This is a genomic window from Acinetobacter sp. YH12129, assembly GCF_013418685.1.
GTDB classification, from domain to species: Bacteria; Pseudomonadota; Gammaproteobacteria; order Pseudomonadales; family Moraxellaceae; genus Acinetobacter; species Acinetobacter amyesii.
Window position 1 is genome coordinate 207,049 of record NZ_VPBP01000001.1, and the last position, 18,126, is coordinate 225,174.

General features: G+C 43.1%; 25 protein-coding genes and 1 pseudogene. 19 read left to right on the plus strand and 7 right to left on the minus strand.

Features of this window, described 5'->3' with window-relative positions; translation table 11 throughout:
* Window positions 1-101: 101 nt before the first annotated feature.
* Window positions 102-974, plus strand: coding sequence for an acyl-CoA thioesterase II (locus FTU65_RS01000; RefSeq protein ID WP_078189289.1), 873 nt, complete (start codon window positions 102-104; stop codon window positions 972-974).
* 248 nt (window positions 975-1,222) lie between these two features.
* Window positions 1,223-2,482 carry a dicarboxylate/amino acid:cation symporter gene (locus FTU65_RS01005; protein ID WP_171525930.1) on the plus strand — a complete coding sequence of 420 codons (1,260 nt, stop codon included), beginning with the start codon at window positions 1,223-1,225 and terminating at the stop codon, window positions 2,480-2,482.
* Here the strand turns inward: FTU65_RS01005 and FTU65_RS01010 are convergent.
* The 7 genes and pseudogenes from FTU65_RS01010 to FTU65_RS01040 form a co-directional block, all read right to left on the minus strand.
* A pseudogene (locus FTU65_RS01010) lies at window positions 2,479-2,904 on the minus strand (VOC family protein). The gene FTU65_RS01005 and the pseudogene FTU65_RS01010 overlap by 4 nt on opposite strands.
* Window positions 2,905-3,123: 219 nt before the next feature.
* Window positions 3,124-4,068, minus strand: a complete 945-nt coding sequence (locus FTU65_RS01015) for a metal-dependent hydrolase (RefSeq protein WP_078189287.1) — start codon at window positions 4,066-4,068, stop codon at window positions 3,124-3,126.
* Between the two features lie 156 nt (window positions 4,069-4,224).
* Window positions 4,225-5,085, minus strand: a complete 861-nt coding sequence (gene yihA / locus FTU65_RS01020; protein ID WP_180064819.1) for a ribosome biogenesis GTP-binding protein YihA/YsxC — start codon at window positions 5,083-5,085, stop codon at window positions 4,225-4,227.
* A gap of 85 nt (window positions 5,086-5,170) precedes the next feature.
* Window positions 5,171-5,614, minus strand: coding sequence for an Rrf2 family transcriptional regulator (locus FTU65_RS01025; RefSeq protein WP_078189285.1), 444 nt, complete (start codon window positions 5,612-5,614; stop codon window positions 5,171-5,173).
* Between the two features lie 86 nt (window positions 5,615-5,700).
* Complete coding sequence (gene hmpA / locus FTU65_RS01030; protein ID WP_078192460.1) at window positions 5,701-6,909, minus strand: NO-inducible flavohemoprotein; 1,209 nt, start codon at window positions 6,907-6,909, stop codon at window positions 5,701-5,703.
* A 150-nt stretch (window positions 6,910-7,059) separates the two neighbouring features.
* The gene (locus FTU65_RS01035; protein ID WP_180064818.1) at window positions 7,060-8,643 is read right to left on the minus strand and encodes a helicase HerA-like domain-containing protein; all 1,584 of its coding nucleotides are present in this window, start codon (window positions 8,641-8,643) and stop codon (window positions 7,060-7,062) included.
* Window positions 8,644-8,657: 14 nt separating this feature from the next.
* Window positions 8,658-9,860 (minus strand): PLP-dependent transferase, encoded by a 1,203-nt coding sequence (locus tag FTU65_RS01040; RefSeq protein WP_180064817.1) that lies wholly within the window; start codon window positions 9,858-9,860, stop codon window positions 8,658-8,660.
* Window positions 9,861-10,018: 158 nt separating this feature from the next.
* Between FTU65_RS01040 and FTU65_RS01045 the strand changes: the two genes are divergently transcribed.
* From FTU65_RS01045 to rpsH, 17 genes are all read left to right on the plus strand, one after another.
* Window positions 10,019-10,756 carry a type 1 glutamine amidotransferase gene (locus FTU65_RS01045; protein WP_180008436.1) on the plus strand — a complete coding sequence of 246 codons (738 nt, stop codon included), beginning with the start codon at window positions 10,019-10,021 and terminating at the stop codon, window positions 10,754-10,756.
* Window positions 10,757-11,024: 268 nt separating this feature from the next.
* The gene (rpsJ, locus tag FTU65_RS01050) at window positions 11,025-11,336 is read left to right on the plus strand and encodes a 30S ribosomal protein S10 (RefSeq protein WP_000070912.1); all 312 of its coding nucleotides are present in this window, start codon (window positions 11,025-11,027) and stop codon (window positions 11,334-11,336) included.
* A gap of 59 nt (window positions 11,337-11,395) precedes the next feature.
* Window positions 11,396-12,034 carry a 50S ribosomal protein L3 gene (rplC, locus tag FTU65_RS01055; RefSeq protein ID WP_078189280.1) on the plus strand — a complete coding sequence of 213 codons (639 nt, stop codon included), beginning with the start codon at window positions 11,396-11,398 and terminating at the stop codon, window positions 12,032-12,034.
* An 11-nt stretch (window positions 12,035-12,045) separates the two neighbouring features.
* Complete coding sequence (gene rplD / locus FTU65_RS01060) at window positions 12,046-12,648, plus strand: 50S ribosomal protein L4 (RefSeq protein ID WP_078189279.1); 603 nt, start codon at window positions 12,046-12,048, stop codon at window positions 12,646-12,648.
* On the plus strand, window positions 12,645-12,965 hold the full coding sequence (gene rplW / locus FTU65_RS01065; RefSeq protein ID WP_180064816.1) for a 50S ribosomal protein L23: 321 nt from the start codon (window positions 12,645-12,647) through the stop codon (window positions 12,963-12,965). The genes rplD and rplW overlap by 4 nt, the downstream gene beginning before the upstream one ends.
* Window positions 12,966-12,976: 11 nt before the next feature.
* On the plus strand, window positions 12,977-13,801 hold the full coding sequence (gene rplB / locus FTU65_RS01070; RefSeq protein ID WP_078189278.1) for a 50S ribosomal protein L2: 825 nt from the start codon (window positions 12,977-12,979) through the stop codon (window positions 13,799-13,801).
* A 19-nt stretch (window positions 13,802-13,820) separates the two neighbouring features.
* A complete protein-coding gene (gene rpsS, locus FTU65_RS01075; protein ID WP_004281508.1) occupies window positions 13,821-14,096 on the plus strand; it encodes a 30S ribosomal protein S19 in 276 nt (91 codons plus the stop codon).
* An 11-nt stretch (window positions 14,097-14,107) separates the two neighbouring features.
* A complete protein-coding gene (gene rplV / locus FTU65_RS01080) occupies window positions 14,108-14,437 on the plus strand; it encodes a 50S ribosomal protein L22 (RefSeq protein ID WP_035265103.1) in 330 nt (109 codons plus the stop codon).
* Window position 14,438: 1 nt separating this feature from the next.
* Window positions 14,439-15,191: a 30S ribosomal protein S3 gene (rpsC, locus tag FTU65_RS01085; protein ID WP_078189277.1), complete on the plus strand. Its 753-nt coding sequence runs from the start codon at window positions 14,439-14,441 to the stop codon at window positions 15,189-15,191.
* Window positions 15,192-15,194: 3 nt separating this feature from the next.
* The gene (gene rplP / locus FTU65_RS01090; RefSeq protein WP_068909575.1) at window positions 15,195-15,608 is read left to right on the plus strand and encodes a 50S ribosomal protein L16; all 414 of its coding nucleotides are present in this window, start codon (window positions 15,195-15,197) and stop codon (window positions 15,606-15,608) included.
* Complete coding sequence (gene rpmC / locus FTU65_RS01095) at window positions 15,608-15,805, plus strand: 50S ribosomal protein L29 (protein WP_005012982.1); 198 nt, start codon at window positions 15,608-15,610, stop codon at window positions 15,803-15,805. The genes rplP and rpmC overlap by 1 nt, the downstream gene beginning before the upstream one ends.
* Window positions 15,802-16,059 (plus strand): 30S ribosomal protein S17, encoded by a 258-nt coding sequence (gene rpsQ / locus FTU65_RS01100; RefSeq protein ID WP_078189275.1) that lies wholly within the window; start codon window positions 15,802-15,804, stop codon window positions 16,057-16,059. The genes rpmC and rpsQ overlap by 4 nt, the downstream gene beginning before the upstream one ends.
* 89 nt (window positions 16,060-16,148) lie before the next feature.
* A complete protein-coding gene (rplN, locus tag FTU65_RS01105; RefSeq protein WP_005012978.1) occupies window positions 16,149-16,517 on the plus strand; it encodes a 50S ribosomal protein L14 in 369 nt (122 codons plus the stop codon).
* Window positions 16,518-16,526: 9 nt separating this feature from the next.
* Window positions 16,527-16,844 (plus strand): 50S ribosomal protein L24, encoded by a 318-nt coding sequence (gene rplX, locus FTU65_RS01110; RefSeq protein ID WP_078189274.1) that lies wholly within the window; start codon window positions 16,527-16,529, stop codon window positions 16,842-16,844.
* 15 nt (window positions 16,845-16,859) lie between these two features.
* Window positions 16,860-17,396, plus strand: a complete 537-nt coding sequence (rplE, locus tag FTU65_RS01115) for a 50S ribosomal protein L5 (protein ID WP_067762907.1) — start codon at window positions 16,860-16,862, stop codon at window positions 17,394-17,396.
* 9 nt (window positions 17,397-17,405) lie between these two features.
* Window positions 17,406-17,711, plus strand: coding sequence for a 30S ribosomal protein S14 (gene rpsN, locus FTU65_RS01120; RefSeq protein ID WP_067762906.1), 306 nt, complete (start codon window positions 17,406-17,408; stop codon window positions 17,709-17,711).
* A 12-nt stretch (window positions 17,712-17,723) separates the two neighbouring features.
* Window positions 17,724-18,119, plus strand: coding sequence for a 30S ribosomal protein S8 (gene rpsH, locus FTU65_RS01125; protein ID WP_078189273.1), 396 nt, complete (start codon window positions 17,724-17,726; stop codon window positions 18,117-18,119).
* The last annotated feature ends 7 nt before the right edge of the window (window positions 18,120-18,126 follow it).

Consider the following 18,126-nt stretch of genomic DNA (forward strand, 5'->3'; position numbering starts at 1 on the left):
TTAGGGTTTTAGTCTGGATTTATGGCAAAATGGAAAATATATTTAAACATCTGTTGATGTTGCCTGCGTTAGCTTAATCCCGAATGATAGATAGGTTTGTTATGAATGCCTTAACACAAGAGTTGGTTGATTTACTCAGTCTTGAAAAATTAGAAGAAAATATTTTTCGTGGGCAAAGCCGAAATTTGGTCGGGAAGCGTGTCTTTGGTGGACAGGTTTTAGGTCAGGCGCTCCGTGCGGCATCTTATACAACAGATCGACCTGCTCATTCCTTACATGCCTATTTCTTATTTGGTGGTGATATCAATGCACCGATCATTTATGAAGTAGATCGTATTCGCGATGGACGCAGTTTTGTGAGTCGTCAGGTTCGTGCGATTCAACATGGTAAAACCATTTTCATGTGTATGGTGTCATTTGCAGAGCAAGAAGAAGGTTTGAATTACCAAGTTGCAGAGCCAGAATATCCAGCCGTGGAAGATTTAAAATCTGAAGCTGAGCTGAAACGAATGATGGTGGAATTTGTCCCTGAAAACGTCCGTGCATCTTTTATGCGCGACCGTCATGTGGAAATTCGCCCGATTGATCCGCAAAACCCGTACCAACCGCAGCCTGCTGCGCCGTCGTATGCACACTATATTCGTACCCATGACAAAATTGCTGCTGACGTTGATGACATCTCTTTACATCAGGCTATTGCAGCATTCTATTCAGACTTTACGCTGATGACGACTGCACTACGCCCACATGGTTTAAGTTATTTATCACCAAGTTTGCAGTGTGCGAGTATTGACCATGCCATGTATTTCCATAAGCCATTCCGTGTGGATGAATGGATGCTTTATGACATGGATGCCACGGTCAGTGCTAGTTCACGTGGTCTAAATTTCGGTCGCATGTGGCAAAACGGTGAGTTGGTCTGTAGTACGACACAAGAAGGCTTGATCCGTTTACGCGAAATTGAAACCCAATAAGCTTTAAGCACTATGTGTTAAGTCGTAAAAGCTGAATACTGAAAAAACCGAATCTTCTGATTCGGTTTTTTATCTCCGTCAATTTGGGGTTATGCAACTACTCACGGAATCGAGTTATCTAATTAGGGTGCAGTACAAATTGAATTGGGTTGAATACATGCTTTGCAGAATTGTAGCAGTATATGTGACAAAAAATTCCTCGATTCCCAGTGGGGCGCATGGCATAGTGCCTGAATAAAGGATGATAAATGCAAGGCACAATGAGCTTAAATACGCAGATTTTAATTGCCGCAATATTGGGTGTGGCATTTGGGTTTTTATTAATTCAGTTTCCAGAGACGCAGTTTTTATCCGCCAGCCTGTATGGCCTGGGGATTGCCAGTAGTATTTTTATTGGCTTGCTGAAAATGATCTTGGTTCCGCTGATCTTTAGTTCGATTGTGGTGGGGGTATCGAATTTACAAGCGGGTGGTCAGCTGAGTCGTACGTGGAAAATTACCTTAGCGTGCTGTGTCACCACCACGACTTTGGCACTGATCTTGGGTCTAGCATGTGCGCATATTTTTAAAGTTGGGCAGGGCGTGGACATCGTCATGTTCCAAGATGCAATGCAACAACATCAGAGTCCTGACACCCTCACAGCAGGTTCATTCTTTACCAATTTTATTCAAAATACACTGATCAATCCGTTTAAAGCCTTTAGTGATGGCAATGTACTCGCTGTCGTGGTGTTTTCACTATTTTTAGGTGTGGCCTTGGTCAAAGGCGGTGAAAAATTTCGAAGTGTGAGAAAGCTCAGTCAGCAATTTTTTGACATCATGATGATGATTATCGGCTGGGTGATGAAGCTTGCACCGATTGGCATTTTTGCATTATTGGCTAAATTGATTGCTACCGAAGATATTTCGGTGTTGAGTCGCCTCGCGGAGTTTGCTGCCGTAGTCACAGGGACCACGATTTTCCATGGGGCAGTGGTGTTACCTCTGTTGCTTTGGATTTTTGGGAAAATGAGTCCACTGACATTTTTTAGAGGAACACGAGCTGCCTTAATCACTGCTTTTGCAACCAGTTCAAGTTCAGCAACGATGCCACTGTCGATGAAATGTGCGCAGGAAAATTTAGGCGTACGTCCTCAAACAGCAGGTTTTGTGATTCCATTGGGCACACAGTTAAATATGGATGGTACAGCGTTGTATGAAGCTGCTGCTGCGTTATTTATTGCTAACTTGATGGGCTTAGATTTAACCTTGGGTCAGCAGTTAATTGTCTGTGCAACCGCCATGATTGCGTCACTCGGCGCACCGGGCATTCCAAGTGCTGGAATGGTGACAATGATTATGGTTTTACAATCGGTTGGGCTTCCTGCGGAAGCGATTGCGATATTGCTGCCGATCGATCGTCTATTGGATACGGTACGGACTGTGGTGAACGTACAGGGTGATATGATGATTAGTGTGGTGGTGGATCGTCATACGCGAGATGTAGATGAACCAGCGTTGTCGAATTAAGCAGATAAAGAGCTAAAATGTGGGTTGTAGACGATCTCCCACAGATGCCCATCTAAGTCTTGAAAATAGCCTGCATAACCACCTTAAAACGTGGGCTGTGCGGGCTTAATTGGTTTTGCACCAGCGCGTTGGGCTTGTTGCATAATTTGATCGACGGCTGCGGTACTGTTGACGTTATGTCCGAGAGACATTTGAGTTGGTCAAAACGCAGATGCACTAATTCTGGTGTCATGACTAAGGCTATCTTGCGGCCAGAGTGCGAGCTTTAAACCGTGTTGTAAATCAAAAAATGCCACAGCGCCATGTTCAAATTCAGTCCCAATAATCCCTGTGCTATTTAGACCTAAACCCTCCTGATAAAACGCGAATGCAGCATGTAAATCTTTCACATCCAGTGTAATAACGGAGATGTGAGCGTGCATGGAGATGCTCCTGAACGGTGTATTTTTATTTTAGGATGAGACTGAGTATAAATGCATTTTAAAGAGAATAGGGAACTCGGAATAACTGTACTTTAAACCTCGAACTTATGAGCCTATCCATCTTGAGTTTGTTGATTGCTCAATAAAAAATGGAGCGTAATGGATGTGAGCACAAAAAAAGCAGGGCGAACCCTGCTTAATACAGATTTTAAATGGTGTTTAAGCAACTTTCAGTGCGGCACGTTTTGCAGCAGGAGAGTTGTCGAGATAGGCAATCGCATCTTCAGTTTTTGCTTCATGTACAGGATCGTACCAAGGCATTAAATACCCCAATTGCTGCGACACCAACCAAAGCGGATGTGGCAATAAGCGATTGTCTTTTTGCGCGATACGCGCCCATTCACGCCAAATCCACGGTTTATATACGGCAGGTTTAATCGATGCATAGCGCGAGTCTTGCTGCATGATATGTGCTGCACCATCGACCCATAGACCAAGTACGGCAGCAATCACGATCACACTTTGATAATAGCGAGAAATATAGCCCCCACCGAGATGACGATACAAATCAAAAGCCACGGTACGATGTTCTATCTCTTCTGCACCATGCCATTTTACTAGATCGAGCATATTCGGATCGGCACCGAGGCGTTCCCACTCTTTGTTATATAAAGCATATTTGCCTAGTACGCAGGTCATGTGCTCAACTGTTGCAATCACCCCTAAACGAAAGAGATCCCATTGATGATCCAAAGCTTTAGGTACGTTGAGCCCTAAAGGTTGGTCCGCAAGCAGTTTGCCAAAGAGGAAGTCCATGATTTCAAGGTTGCGTTGAATACTGATATTGCGCTGAGACAGATATTCTTTATTGGCAGAGTTATGCGCCTGAGCATGCATGGCTTCTTGGCGGATAAATGCTTTAACGTCCTCTGCTAATTTTTCATCTCTAATTTGTGGCAATACTTTGTTATACAGACGGCAAAACCAAAACTCACCAGCCGGTAAGATCATATTAATTTCATTAATAAAATAGCTGACAAAAGGTTGATTGGGTACCCAATCAACCTGAGTATCTTGCCACTCAAATTTCACTTTACGTGGCTTAATTTTATATTCGATTGATGATCCAAGTTTTGTGTTTCTCAAGCGGGAGAGTAATTTCATGACCTATCCTTGTTTTTATGTGATCGAGTACACATTTGATGTATTCAGTATCTAAAAAAATCCTGCATTGTGATTAGCAATACAGGACATTTCATTATCTTCAGATGATACTTTTTGTCAGACAATCATCTTTATACTGACTTTAACATTACTCGATTAGTGGTCTGAATTTTTGCCTTCAGCTTGGGGTAAATCTTCAGATGTTGTATCGACGTCATCGAATGCTTCCGCATCTGCATCGATATCAATATCATCTTCCGATGCTTCAGGGATGCTATCAAGATCAAACTCTGTTGATTGTTCTAAAGTGAAGTTAAGACGACCCGCCATGACACTCGCTAACTCTTCTAAACCTTGCTTATTCAATGATGAGAACAATTGGATAGAGAAGTTCAGCTTCATTTTTTTCAATGCTGCTTTCACTTCTTGTAGTGCTTTAGAGGCTGGGCCACGGTTTAATTTATCTGATTTGGTCAGGAGTACATGTACGAACAATTTACGTGAATGTGCCCATTCCAACATCATGACGTCAAAGTGTTGTAGTGGATGACGGATATCCATCAACAGCACAAGACCTTGTAAACTTTCACGGTGTATCAGGTAGTTTTCTAACTCTTTTTGCCACACGATTTTCATCGCTTCAGGTACAGCGGCATAGCCATAACCCGGTAAGTCGACCAAACGTTGATCAGGATTTCCTAAACTGAAAAAGTTGATCATTTGGGTACGACCCGGTTTTTTCGACGCACGAGCCAATTGTTTTTGGTTGGTGAGCGCATTAATGGCACTCGACTTACCCGCATTGGAGCGGCCAGCAAAGGCAATTTCATAGCCGGTATCTTCAACGCAGAGGTTGAGTTTAGGCGCACTCATTAAGAACTCAGCTTTGCGTAGCCAGTTGAGCGAGCGCACAGCATATTCAGTAATCGCAGAGTCTACTTTTTTCTCGTAAGTAATCTTTTGCTTCGGCGCATTGGCCGCTTTACTGTTTCGTGATTTTCCTCTGTGCTGATGCATAACCCAACTTCAATAACTGATTTAACAACACGCATTATAAAGGAAGTCGGGCAGGCAAGCGAATTTTGTCGCAGGCAAAGTGAAATTAGAGATTGATCATTTGAATTGGAGATTGTGTTGTAAATTTAGATGCGCTGCTTGGTTGCAAGACATCGGCAAGTTTGTACTGATCGAGACTTTGATAAAACTGTTCTAAAGCTTGGTCTAAGATGCTTTTTAAACCACACTGACTGCGCAGTACGCAGGGTGGGTCGTTGCATTCAACAATCTGGTGATTACCTTGCAAAATTCGCACAATTTGACCGAGCTGAGCGTCAAGTGCTTCAGGGTTTAGGCGAATGCCGCCACCTTTGCCGCGGCTGGTGATTAACCAGTTTTGCTTTGCCATAAAATGCACAATTTTCACCAAGTGATTACGCGAAACGTGCAGGTCTTCTGCAATTTCAGCAATGTTATAAGGCACATCACGAGGACGTGCGATATAGAGCAAAATGCGTAATGCATAATCGGTGAATTTATTGAGTTGCATGATAATACTGTGAGTCTGAGAGAAATAAATAAGGGCTAGTCTAGCATAACTAAACTAACCCTTTGTATTTCAGGTGAATAGCTTAGTTAGTGTTTTACACCACCAGTGCCGAAAGCTTCGCTGTGAATATTGCTAGCAGGAATACCACGAGCAATTAAAGCTTTCTGTTGTTCAGCCATAAATGGCATTGGACCGCAAAGGTAATAATCCGCATTGATCGGTAACAGTGCAGTATCCATGCTGCCTAAGTCTAGACGACCAGCAGCATCATAATCTTCACCTAACTTATCATTAGCATGAGGGAACTCATACGCTGTAAAGGTGCTAAGACGTGGGTATTTTGCTTCCAAATCCTGAATGTGTTTATGCATTGCATGCACTTGTTTGCTACGGCAGGCATGGATAAAGGTTACAGGTTGTGGCATGTCTAAAGTCACCAACTGATTCAGCATCGCAATCATTGGTGTTAGACCTACACCACCACTGATAAAGACATTGCGTTTTTGTGAATCAATCAGGAAGAAATTACCTGTTGGTGCAGACACTTCGATTTCTGAACCGATCTCCAAGCCATGCAGTGTATTTGATACCCAACCTGGAACCAAGTCACCTTTCTGATCTTCACGTTTTACAGAGATACGTAAGTAGTTGTCTTGTGGGCTGGTAGACAGTGTATATTGACGTGGTTGTTTTAGACCCAGCTCATCGACCAATACACGTACAGAGATGTACTGACCTGCTTCATATTTTGGTAAATCACCACCATCAGAAGGCTCAAGGTAGAATGAGGTGATTTCATCACTTTCAGCCACTTTTTTCGCGATTTTGAAATTACGCCAACCTAACCAACTGCCTTTAGTTTGCTGATGTTGCTCATAAATCGCTTTTTCAGTGCTGATAAACAAGTCTGCCAATTGTCCATATGCTGCTGCCCAAGCTGCAATCAGTGGATCTTCCATTGAAATGCTTAATACTTCACTGATCGAGTGCAGCAAATTTTCGCCGACAATATTATAGTCTGGCGCTTGAATGTTAAGACTCACATGTTTATGCGCAATTAATTCTACAACTGGTAAAAGTACAGATGGGTCCTCAATATTTTCAGCATAAGCCAATACAGCACCCGCCAAGGCTTGTGCCTGAGCACCGCTGCGCTGATGTCCCATGTTAAAGGTTTCTTTGAGGTCAGGGTTATTGCCCAACATACGATTATAGAAGTAACCAGTCAGCGCGACACCATTTTCACGTAGAACAGGAACAGTAGCTTTTACTAGGTCAATTTGCTGCGGAGTCATAGCTGATCTCTCATGGCTGTTATTTATAAGATGTATTTAAAATACATTTTTAAATACATCCGCGCAATACATGTTTTAGTAAAAACCATAAAAAAATTATGGAATATAAAAAGATTCCATAAATTTGTACTTTTTAATTGGGCTTTTAGATTATTTCTTGCCGAAGATAGAACCTAAGAGGCCACGGATAATTTTCTGACCTGTCGACCCACCCAAGCTGCGTGCTGCACTTTTTGCAAAAGTTCCTACAGTGTCTTGAATCAGTTTTTCACGTTGTTTGGCTGAGCGCTCAGCTTCTTTTTGTTGTTCGCGTGTAAGGCGTTCTTGTTCACGCGCTTGCTGTTTAGCGAGTGCATCTGCTTCCTTGGCTTGTTGTTTGGCCAACGCTTCTTGTTCTTTGGCTTCTATTTTATCTTGTTCCGCTTGGACGGCTTGTTGTTGGCGCTCCGCCACTTTATTTTGTAAAAGTTCATAGGCACTTTCACGATCTGCTTCGGTGTCATACACACCTGCGACAACGCTATTTGCCATCAGAGCTTTGCGTTCTTCTACAGCAATTGGGCTAAATGAAGAGTAGGGTGGCATCACCCAAGCACGTTCAACAATTTGAGGTGTGCCTTGTTCATCTAGACAGCTAATCAGTGCTTCACCTACAGCCAGTTCTGTAATCACTTGATCGACTTTAAACGCAGGATTGGCTCGAAAAGTATCTGCTGCCGTCTTAACAGCTTTCTGATCTTTCGGGGTAAATGCACGTAGCGCATGCTGAACGCGGTTACCCAGTTGTCCTAAAACACTCTCAGGTAGGTCAAGTGGATTTTGCGTTACAAAGTAAATGCCGACCCCTTTAGAGCGAATCAGACGAACCACTTGTTCAATCTTTTCTTGTAAAGCAGGGCTGGCGTTATCAAACAATAAATGTGCTTCATCAAAGAAGAACACCAGTTTGGGTTTATCCATATCTCCAACTTCGGGCAATTGTTCAAACAGTTCTGACAGCATCCAAAGTAAGAAAGTCGCATAGAGCTTAGGGGTATTCATTAACTTGTCGGCTGCGAGCAGGTTGATGTTGCCACGACCTTGTGCATCCGTTTGAATGAAATCCATGATATTGAGCGCAGGCTCACCAAAGAACTTGTCACCGCCTTGATCTGCCAAGGCAAGCAAATTACGTTGAATTGCACCTAAACTTGCAGGCGATAAATTGCCATATTCATTTTTAAATTCAGCTGCATGTTCACTGACGTAGCTAATCATGGCTTTTAAGTCTTTAAAGTCGATGAGCAATAAGCCCTGATCATCAGCAATACGAAAGACCGCAGATAACACACCTTCTTGCGTGTCGTTTAAATTCAGAATTCGGGCAAGGAGTAGCGGGCCAATTTCAGAAATGGTGGTGCGAATGGGGTGTCCTTGTTCACCAAACAAATCCCAAAACACCACAGGTGAGGCAGCAAAAGGAATGCTCTCGATATTTAAACTTTTAATACGCTCGTCAAACTTAGGATTACTTTCACCTGCTTTGGCAAGGCTAGAAACATCCCCTTTGGCATCGGCTAAAAATACGGGTACACCTAGCCGTGAAAAACTTTCTGCCAATACCTTCAACGTCACCGTCTTACCAGTACCAGTGGCTCCAGCAATCAAACCATGGCGGTTTGCAAATTGTGAATGAAGCACCACATCTTGTGTAGTGTCTTGTGTTTTTTTGCCAATAATAATTGGTGTACCCATAGATGTTCCTGTATTTATTCGAGTTGCTGTTTATTTAAATGTTGTAGTGCGTTTTCTATATCTTGTATTAAATCTGCAGGATGTTCTAGTCCTATACAAAAGCGAACCAGTAAGCCGGTTTGAATATGTGAATGTTCGAGTACACGCATATCTTTTAAGTTATATAGCATGACTAAACTGACTGGGCCACCCCAGCTAAAACCGAGTTTAAATAGTTTCAGCGCATCGCAAAAACGGCGTACATCTTGCAAGCTATATTTTTCATTAAATACCACGCTGACCAAGCCGGCACTGTGTTGTTCTGTACAAATTTCTTTCCAATACTGATGTCCTGCGGAAGCTTCATCGGCAGGATGTAAAACCTGTACAAAGGCTGGCTGTTGTTTTAGCCAATTCAATACAGTTAAAGCACTTTGGGACTGGTGTTCATAGCGCAGGCGCATTGAAGGCAGACTGCGTTGTATTTGCGCGGCATCATCACCAGAGATGCTAATGCCTTGAATGGCGTGCGCACGAAACAGTTTGTGATGAAGCTTTTTATCTCGTGTAATTACCGAGCCCATTAAAATATCGCCACCGCCACTTGGGTATTTGGTCAAGGCATGCACACTGATATCGACACCCAGGTGCTCAGCACTAAAATCAAAAGCATTAAAGGCAAGTCCTGCGCCCCACGTATTGTCCAGTGCAGTGAGAATGTTCTGCGCTTGAGCTTTTTTGACCAAGCCGACTAAATCTGGAAACTCTAAAGTGACAGAACCCGCCGCTTCTAACCAGATAAGCTTGGCTTGCGCTGAAGGGCTAAATGAATCGACATCAATAGGGTTATAAACCTTGACCACGATGCTATAGCAGGTTTCTAAATTGCGTAAATGGTCCATATTTGGGCCATAGATATTATCTGCGACCCACACTTCATCCCCTTGACTTAAAAAACATGAATTGACCAAATTAATTGCAGATAAACCGCTTGGTGCGAGTAAGTGATACAAGCCACCTTCAATCTGAGCAATCTGATCGCCTAGGGTAAATGTAGTGGGTGTGCCATGTGTTCCATAGCTATAGTCATAATCATCAGTCCAATGGCGATTAAATAGCGCATCTGTATTTTCGAAAATTATAGTGGATGCACGAAACAGGGGAGGTTGAACACTATTGATGTATTGCGGTGCCTTTCTTGGTGCATGAATGAGTTCGGTTTGAGGATTTTTTTTCACGTGGCGCTCTGAAATGATCAAAATAATAATGAATGTTCAAAAGAATACGACTAAAACGCATGGATTTACGATGCTTTTGTATAGAAAATTAAGTGAAAAGCAAAGTTGGCTTCATTCTTGCAAAACCGATATCAGAGCAACAACAATAGGTTTAGCGCATGAAGTCGCATTTAAAAGTACATTATTTTCAGCATATTGCTGGCGAAGGGTTCGGCAGTTGTTATGATTTTTTAAAACAGCATCAGGCCAAAATTACGGCCACAGAATTCTTTGCATTACCTGTCGATCAAGCCTTGGATCTCGAGGCTTTGCCGCATGTTGAAGATGTCGATTTACTTATCATCATGGGTGGGACCATGAGCGTAAATGATGAGGCAAATTTCCCATGGTTAAAAATAGAAAAACGATGGCTGCGACGCTATTTAGCACTCGGCAAACCCGCAATCGGGCTTTGTTTAGGTGGGCAATTGATTGCCAATGCTTTGGGTGGGGCGGTGAGCCGAAATGCACAACAAGAATTGGGTTGGACGACCATCCGTAAGGTCGCTAACGTACCGCATGACTGTTTCAAACTACCGGAAGAGTTTAAAGTCATGCAGTGGCACAGTGAAACATTTGAAATTCCGAAAGGAGCGGTATTGCTGGCGGAAAATGATGCATGTCGTAATCAAATGTATCAAATCGGGCAAAATGTTTTGGGCTTCCAATTTCATCCTGAAATTACCCCAGAAGTGCTCGATTTATTTTTGGAAAATGATGAAGAAGTGGCATTTTTTTCAGGAACACATGTACAGCCAGTACATGATCTACGGAAAAGCGCAAAGAACAAATTTATTGAGGGAAATCAAATACTAAACCAAGCAATAGAGTATGTATTAAGAAAAAACGCCTATTAATTAAAAGTTAAGCAATTGATCTTGCATAAAAAATGAAAAATATAAGAAAAACAGCAAAAGAGATTTGCTTATGCATTAAACAATAGCTATAATGGGCGACCCTTTGATGAAGGGGGTTAGCTACGAATAAAGTAGTTAACATCGTGACAGTCGCGGCATCGATCGTGACCTTAGTGATATTTCACTGCTCTTGACACTTGCCTCTTTTAAAGTGGGGTGAGATGCGTCAAGGGTGATTCTTTATATATTTGGCTTGGAGTTAACTGGTATGTCTAACCAGAGAATTCGTATCCGTCTTAAGTCTTTTGATCACCGTCTAATTGATCAATCAGCTCAAGAAATCGTAGAAACAGCAAAACGTACTGGTGCACAAGTTTGTGGTCCAATCCCGATGCCTACACGTATCGAACGTTTTAACGTTTTGACATCACCACACGTTAACAAAGATGCGCGTGACCAATACGAGATCCGCACTTACAAACGTTTGATCGACATCGTTCAACCTACAGATAAAACTGTTGATGCATTGATGAAGTTAGATCTTGCAGCTGGTGTTGATGTTCAGATCGCTTTGGGTTAAGGCTTTCGGTTAATTAACGCTCTAAGTTAATTAGGCCGCTTTTTTAGAGGTTTATGCACATGGCTATTGGTTTAGTCGGTCGCAAGTGCGGTATGACACGTATCTTTACAGATGCTGGTGTTTCTGTACCTGTAACAGTGATTGAGGTTGATCCTAACCGCATCACACAAATCAAAACGCTTGAAACTGATGGTTATCAAGCGATTCAAATCACTACTGGTGAACGTCGCGAATCTCGCGTAACTAACGCTCAGAAAGGTCACTTTGCGAAAGCTGGTGTAGCTGCTGGTCGTCTAGTTCAAGAATTCCGCGCTACAGAAGCTGATCTTGAAGGTCGTGAAGTTGGCGGAACTATCGGTGTGGATGTGTTCACAGTGGGTCAAATTGTTGACGTTACTGGTACATCTAAAGGTAAAGGTTTCCAAGGTGGTGTTAAGCGTTGGAACTTCCGTACTCAAGACGCTACACATGGTAACTCTGTATCTCACCGTGTTATCGGTTCTACAGGTCAAAACCAGACTCCTGGTCGCGTGTTCAAAGGCAAAAAAATGCCTGGTCACTTAGGTGCTGAACGTGTAACTACACAGGGTCTTGAAATCGTTGCTATCGACGCAGAACGTTCAGTTCTAGTTGTTAAAGGCGCGGTTCCTGGTGCTACTGGTGGCGACGTTACTGTTCGTCCTACTATCAAGGCCTGAGGGGAAATAACGTGAATTTAAATACTGTTTCCGGCTCTGCTGTTGAGTTATCTGAAGTTGCGTTTGGTCGTGATTTTAACGAAGCTCTTGTACACCAAGTTGTTACAGCTTACTTAGCTGGTGGTCGTCAAGGTTCTAAAGCGCAAAAATCACGTGCTGACGTTTCTGGCGGTGGTAAAAAACCTTTCCGTCAAAAAGGTACTGGCCGCGCTCGTGCTGGTTCTATTCGTAGCCCAATCTGGGTTGGCGGTGGTAAAACTTTTGCTGCTCGTCCACAAGACTGGTCTCAAAAAGTAAACCGTAAAATGTATCGCGGTGCTATGCAATGCATCCTGGCTGAGCTTGTTCGTCAAGATCGCCTTGTTTTAGTTGAAGAGATTGCAGTTGCAGCTCCAAAAACTAAAGAATTGCTTGCAAAACTTAACGACTTGAATGCACCTCGTGCATTAATCGTTACAGATGCTGTTGATGAGAACTTGTATCTTGCTGCTCGCAACATTCCACACGTTGATGTGGTTGATGCTGCTGCAATCGATCCTGTTAGCTTGATCGCGTTCGATAAAGTTGTTATGTCTGTTGCTGCTGCTAAGAAAATTGAGGTAGAACTCGGATGAACAACGAACGTATCTATCAAGTCCTACAAGGACCTGTATTCTCAGAAAAAGCACAAGTTTTAGGCGAAACTGCTGGTGTTCAAGTGTTCAAAGTTGCACTAGATGCAAACAAACTTGAGATCAAAAAAGCTGTTGAGCAACTATTTGGTGTAGAAGTTGTTAAAGTTAACACAACGATCACTAAAGGTAAGACTAAACGCTTTGGTAAAACATTAGGACGTCGTTCTGATGTTAAAAAAGCATACGTCACCCTGAAAGCTGGCCAAGATGTTGAAATGGCTGACTTGGGCGATACCGCTGAAAACGCAGCGGAATAAGGACGAAAATTATGCCGATTCAAAAATGTAAGCCAACGTCTCCAGGACGTCGCTTTGTAGAGAAAGTGGTTCATAACCACCTTCACAAAGGCGCGCCATATGCTCCGTTGGTTGAAGCTAAAAAACGTACTGGCGGTCGTAATAACAACGGTCACATTACAACTCGTCACGTTGGTGGTGGTCATAAACAGCACTACCGTATCGTAGACTTCAAACGTAACAAAGACAGCATCCCTGCTGTAGTTGAGCGTATTGAATACGATCCAAACCGTACAGCTCATATTGCTTTATTGAAATATGCTGACGGTGAACGTCGCTATATTATTGCACCTAAAGGCCTTCGCGCTGGTGATCAAGTTCAATCTGGTAACGATGCTCCAATCCGTCCAGGTAACTGCTTGCCACTTCGCAACATGCCTATCGGTTCTACTCTTCACAACATCGAGCTTAAAATCGGTAAAGGCGCACAATTAGTACGTTCTGCTGGTACATCTGCTCAATTGTTGGGTCGTGACGGTTCTTACGCTATTATTCGTCTTCGTTCAGGCGAAATGCGTAAAGTACACGTTGAATGCCGTGCTGTGTTAGGTGAAGTTTCTAACTCAGAAAGCAACCTTCGTTCACTTGGTAAAGCAGGTGCATCACGCTGGCGTGGCGTTCGTCCTACCGTACGTGGTATGGCGATGAACCCAGTAGACCATCCACATGGTGGTGGTGAAGGACGTAACAAAGGTATTCAACCTGTAAGTCCATGGGGTCAAAAAGCTAAAGGGTACAAAACACGTACCAACAAGCGTACGACTAAGATGATCATTCGCGACCGTCGCGTTAAGTAACAAGTAAAGGAATCTGACAATGCCTCGTTCTCTGAAAAAAGGCCCATTCGTCGATGCGCACTTGTTCGCTAAGGTTGAAGCGGCTATCGCGGCTAATAACCGTAAGCCGATCAAAACTTGGTCGCGTCGTTCGATGATCTTACCGGATTTTGTTGGTCTAACAATTTCTGTACACAATGGCCGTAACCATGTTCCAGTGATCGTATCTGAGCATATGGTTGGTCATAAATTAGGTGAATTCGCGCCAACTCGTACCTATCGTGGTCACGGTGTTGACAAGAAGTCTAAACGTTAATAGGTGCTATGATGGAAGTAACTGCTAAATTACGCGGTGCCGCTATCTCGGCACAAAAAGCACGTTTGGTTGCAGACCTAATTCGCGGCAAATCTGTTGCGCATGCTTTAAATATCTTAAACTTCAGCAACAAAAAAGCTGCAGTTTTAGTTAAAAAAGCATTGGAATCTGCGATTGCAAACGCTGAACACAATAACAGTTTAGATGTAGACGACCTTAAAGTTTCTACGATCTACGTTGATGAAGGCATGAGCCTGAAACGTATTTTGCCACGTGCTAAAGGCCGTGCAGATCGTATTACTAAGCGTACTTGTCACATTACCGTTAAGGTAGGGGTTTGATATGGGTCAGAAGGTTCATCCAATCGGTATCCGCCTAGGTGTTGTGAAACGTCATAACGCTAACTGGTATGCGAATCCGAAACAATATGCTGAATATTTGCTAAAAGATCTTCAAGTTCGTGAGTTTTTAACTAAAAAACTTAAGAATGCGATGGTTAGCAATATTCTTATCGAACGCCCTACAGGCGCAGCTAAAGTAACTATTAGCACTGCACGTCCTGGTATCGTGATCGGTAAAAAAGGCGAAGACATTGAGAAATTACAACGCGAATTAACAGCCATTATGGGTGTTCCTGCGCAAGTAAGTATCAACGAAATCGATCGCCCAGATTTAGACGCTCGTTTAGTTGCTGAAGCAATCGCTTCTCAATTAGAAAAACGTGTAATGTTCCGTCGTGCTATGAAGCGTGCGGTTCAAAACTCTATGCGTGCTGGTGCTAAAGGTATCAAAGTAGAAGTTTCAGGCCGTCTAGGTGGTGCTGAGATTGCTCGTACTGAATGGTATCGTGAAGGTCGTGTACCTCTTCATACTCTTCGTGCTGACATCGACTATGCTACTATGCGTGCTGAGACTACTTACGGTACGATCGGCGTTAAAGTATGGATCTTCCGTGGTGAGATCTTGGGCGGCATGAAACAAGTCATGAACCCAGCTCCAGCTGAAGAACGTCCAGCTAAACGTGGCCGTGGTCGTGGTGAAGGTCAAGAGCGTCGTGGTCGTCGCAATGATCGTTCTGCTGAAAAAGGAGAATAATCCATGTTACAACCTAAACGTACTAAATTCCGTAAAGTGCAAAAAGGCCGTAACACTGGTCTAGCACATCGCGGTAGCTCAGTATCTTTTGGTACTATTGCACTTAAATCAGTTGAACGTGGTCAAATGACCGCACGTCAAATTGAAGCAGCGCGTCGTACAATCAGCCGTCGTATTAAACGTGGTGGTAAGATCTTTATCCGTGTTTTCCCAGACAAACCAATTACTGAAAAACCATTAGAAGTTCGTATGGGTAAAGGTAAAGGTTCTGTGGAATACTGGGTTTGCCAAATCAAACCAGGTAAAGTCTTGTACGAAATTGATGGTGTTAACGAAGAACTTGCTCGCGAAGCGTTTACGCTTGCTGCTGCAAAACTTCCGTTTAAAACCACTATCGTGACTCGGACGGTAATGTAATGAAAACTAATGATCTACGTGAAAAGTCGGTAGAAGAGTTGACAGCTTTGCTTGATGAGCAACAGCTTAACCAATTCCGTCTTCGTATGGCGAAAGCAACTGGTCAATTGGGTAAATCGCACGAAGTTGCGCTTACTCGTAAGACAATTGCTCGTATTAAGACCCTCCTTACCGAAAAACAGGGGAACGGACAATGAGTGAACAAACAGTTCGCACGTTAACCGGTAAAGTAGTTAGCGACAAGATGGACAAGTCTATCGTTGTTCTTATCGAACGCCGCGTTCAACACCCGTTGTATGGCAAATCAATCCGCCGTTCAACTAAATTACACGCTCATGATGAAAACAATGTTGCTAAAGTTGGCGACGTAGTAAGCATCAAAGAAAGCCGCCCAATTTCTAAAACTAAGTCTTGGACTTTAGTTGAAGTTGTTGAAGCTGCTGCTGAGTAATTAAACGTTCTTGCATCATCGGTCAATTTCGAGTACTCTTTGAGCCTTTCGAAATTGCGACCGGTGATGCTCGGTTTTGGAGTAGGGCAATGATTCAAACCGAAAGTATGCTCGACGTAGCAGACAACAGTGGTGCTCGCCGCGTACAATGTATTAAAGTACTTGGTGGTTCACATCGTCGTTATGCTTCTGTTGGCGACATTATTAAAGTTACTGTAAAAGAAGCTATTCCACGCGCACGTGTTAAAAAAGGTGACGTGATGAATGCTGTAGTTGTACGTACAAAATTCGGCATCCGTCGTGCAGATGGTTCAGTTATTCGTTTCGACGATAACGCAGCTGTTATTTTGAACAACAACAAAGCGCCGATTGCAACTCGTATTTTCGGACCAGTGACTCGTGAACTTCGTACTGAACAGTTCATGAAAATTATTTCATTGGCTCCTGAAGTTCTATAAGAGGCACTCATGGCTAAGATTAAAAAGGGCGATCAAGTAATTGTTATCGCAGGTAAAGAAAAAGGCAAACAAGGTACTGTTTTGTCTGTTTCAAATGACCGTGTTAAGGTTGAAGGCCTTAACTTGGTAACGAAGCATCAAAAGCCTAACCGAGCTACTGGCGCTGAAGGCGGCATCGTAACTCAAGAAGCTGAGCTTCATATCTCTAACGTGGCAATTTTTAATGCTACAACCCAAAAGGCTGACCGTGTTGGTTACCAAGTGATTGAAGGCGTGAAAACTCGCGTATTCAAATCTAATGGTGAATCAGTGGCGGTAGCGAAGTAATAGGTTGACTAGGCAATGGCCAGACTTAAAACGCGTTACAACGACGAACTTAAGGCTCAATTAAAAGAAACATTGGGCGTTAAGAATGTGATGGATATTCCTCGCATTACAAAAATCACCATCAACATGGGTGTTGGTGCTGCATCAGCTGACAAGAAATTGTTAGATGGCGCTCTTTCTGATATGCAAGCAATTGCTGGTCAAAAACCAGTACTTACTTTAGCTCGTAAATCTATCGCTGGTTTCAAAATCCGTGATGGTTGGCCGATCGGCTGTAAAGTTACTTTACGCGGCGAACGTATGTACGAATTCTTAGACCGTTTGATCTCTATCGCGATCCCTCGTATCCGTGACTTCCGTGGTTTCTCTGCGAAATCATTCGATGGTCGTGGTAACTACTCAATGGGTCTTAAGGAACAAATCATGTTCCCTGAAATCGATTTTGATAAGATTGATCGTATTCGTGGTATGGACATTACCATCACTACGACTGCTCGCACCGATGACGAAGGCCGTGCGCTTATGCGTGCATTCGGCTTCCCGTTCAAATAAGAGGTCGATATGGCTAAGAAAGGTATGATTAATCGCGAATTGAAACGCGAAGCTACTGTTGCTAAATACGCTGCGAAACGTGCTGAATTAAAAGCAATTATCGCAAACGTTAATGCATCAGACGAAGAACGTTTCGAAGCGATGATGAAATTTCAAGCATTACCACGTAATGCGTCTCCAGTACGTCTACGTAACCGTTGTGGTTTAACTGGTCGTCCTCATGGTTACTTCCGTAAGTTCGGCTTAAGCCGTAACAAATTACGTGAAACAGTAATGCAAGGTGATGTACCGGGCGTTGTTAAGGCAAGCTGGTAAGGAGCACTATAAATGAGTATGCAAGATACCGTTGCCGACATGCTAACACGTGTTCGTAACGCACAAATGGCAAAGAAACAAACTGTTTCTATGCCAAACTCAAAGTTGAAAGTTGCGATTGCTAACGTACTTCAACAAGAAGGTTATATCGCTGATGTAGCTGTTGCTGACAATGAAGGCAAAGCGACTTTAACGATTACTTTAAAATATTTCGAAGGCAAACCAGTTATCGATACTGTGAAACGCGTAAGCCGTCCTGGTCTACGTCAATATCGCGGTAAAGATGCACTTCCTAGCGTTAAGCAAGGTTTAGGTATTGCAATTGTTTCTACAAGCAAAGGCATCATGACTGATCGCGCTGCACGTGCTGCAGGTATCGGTGGTGAAGTTATTGCTTTTGTTTCTTAATAGGTGA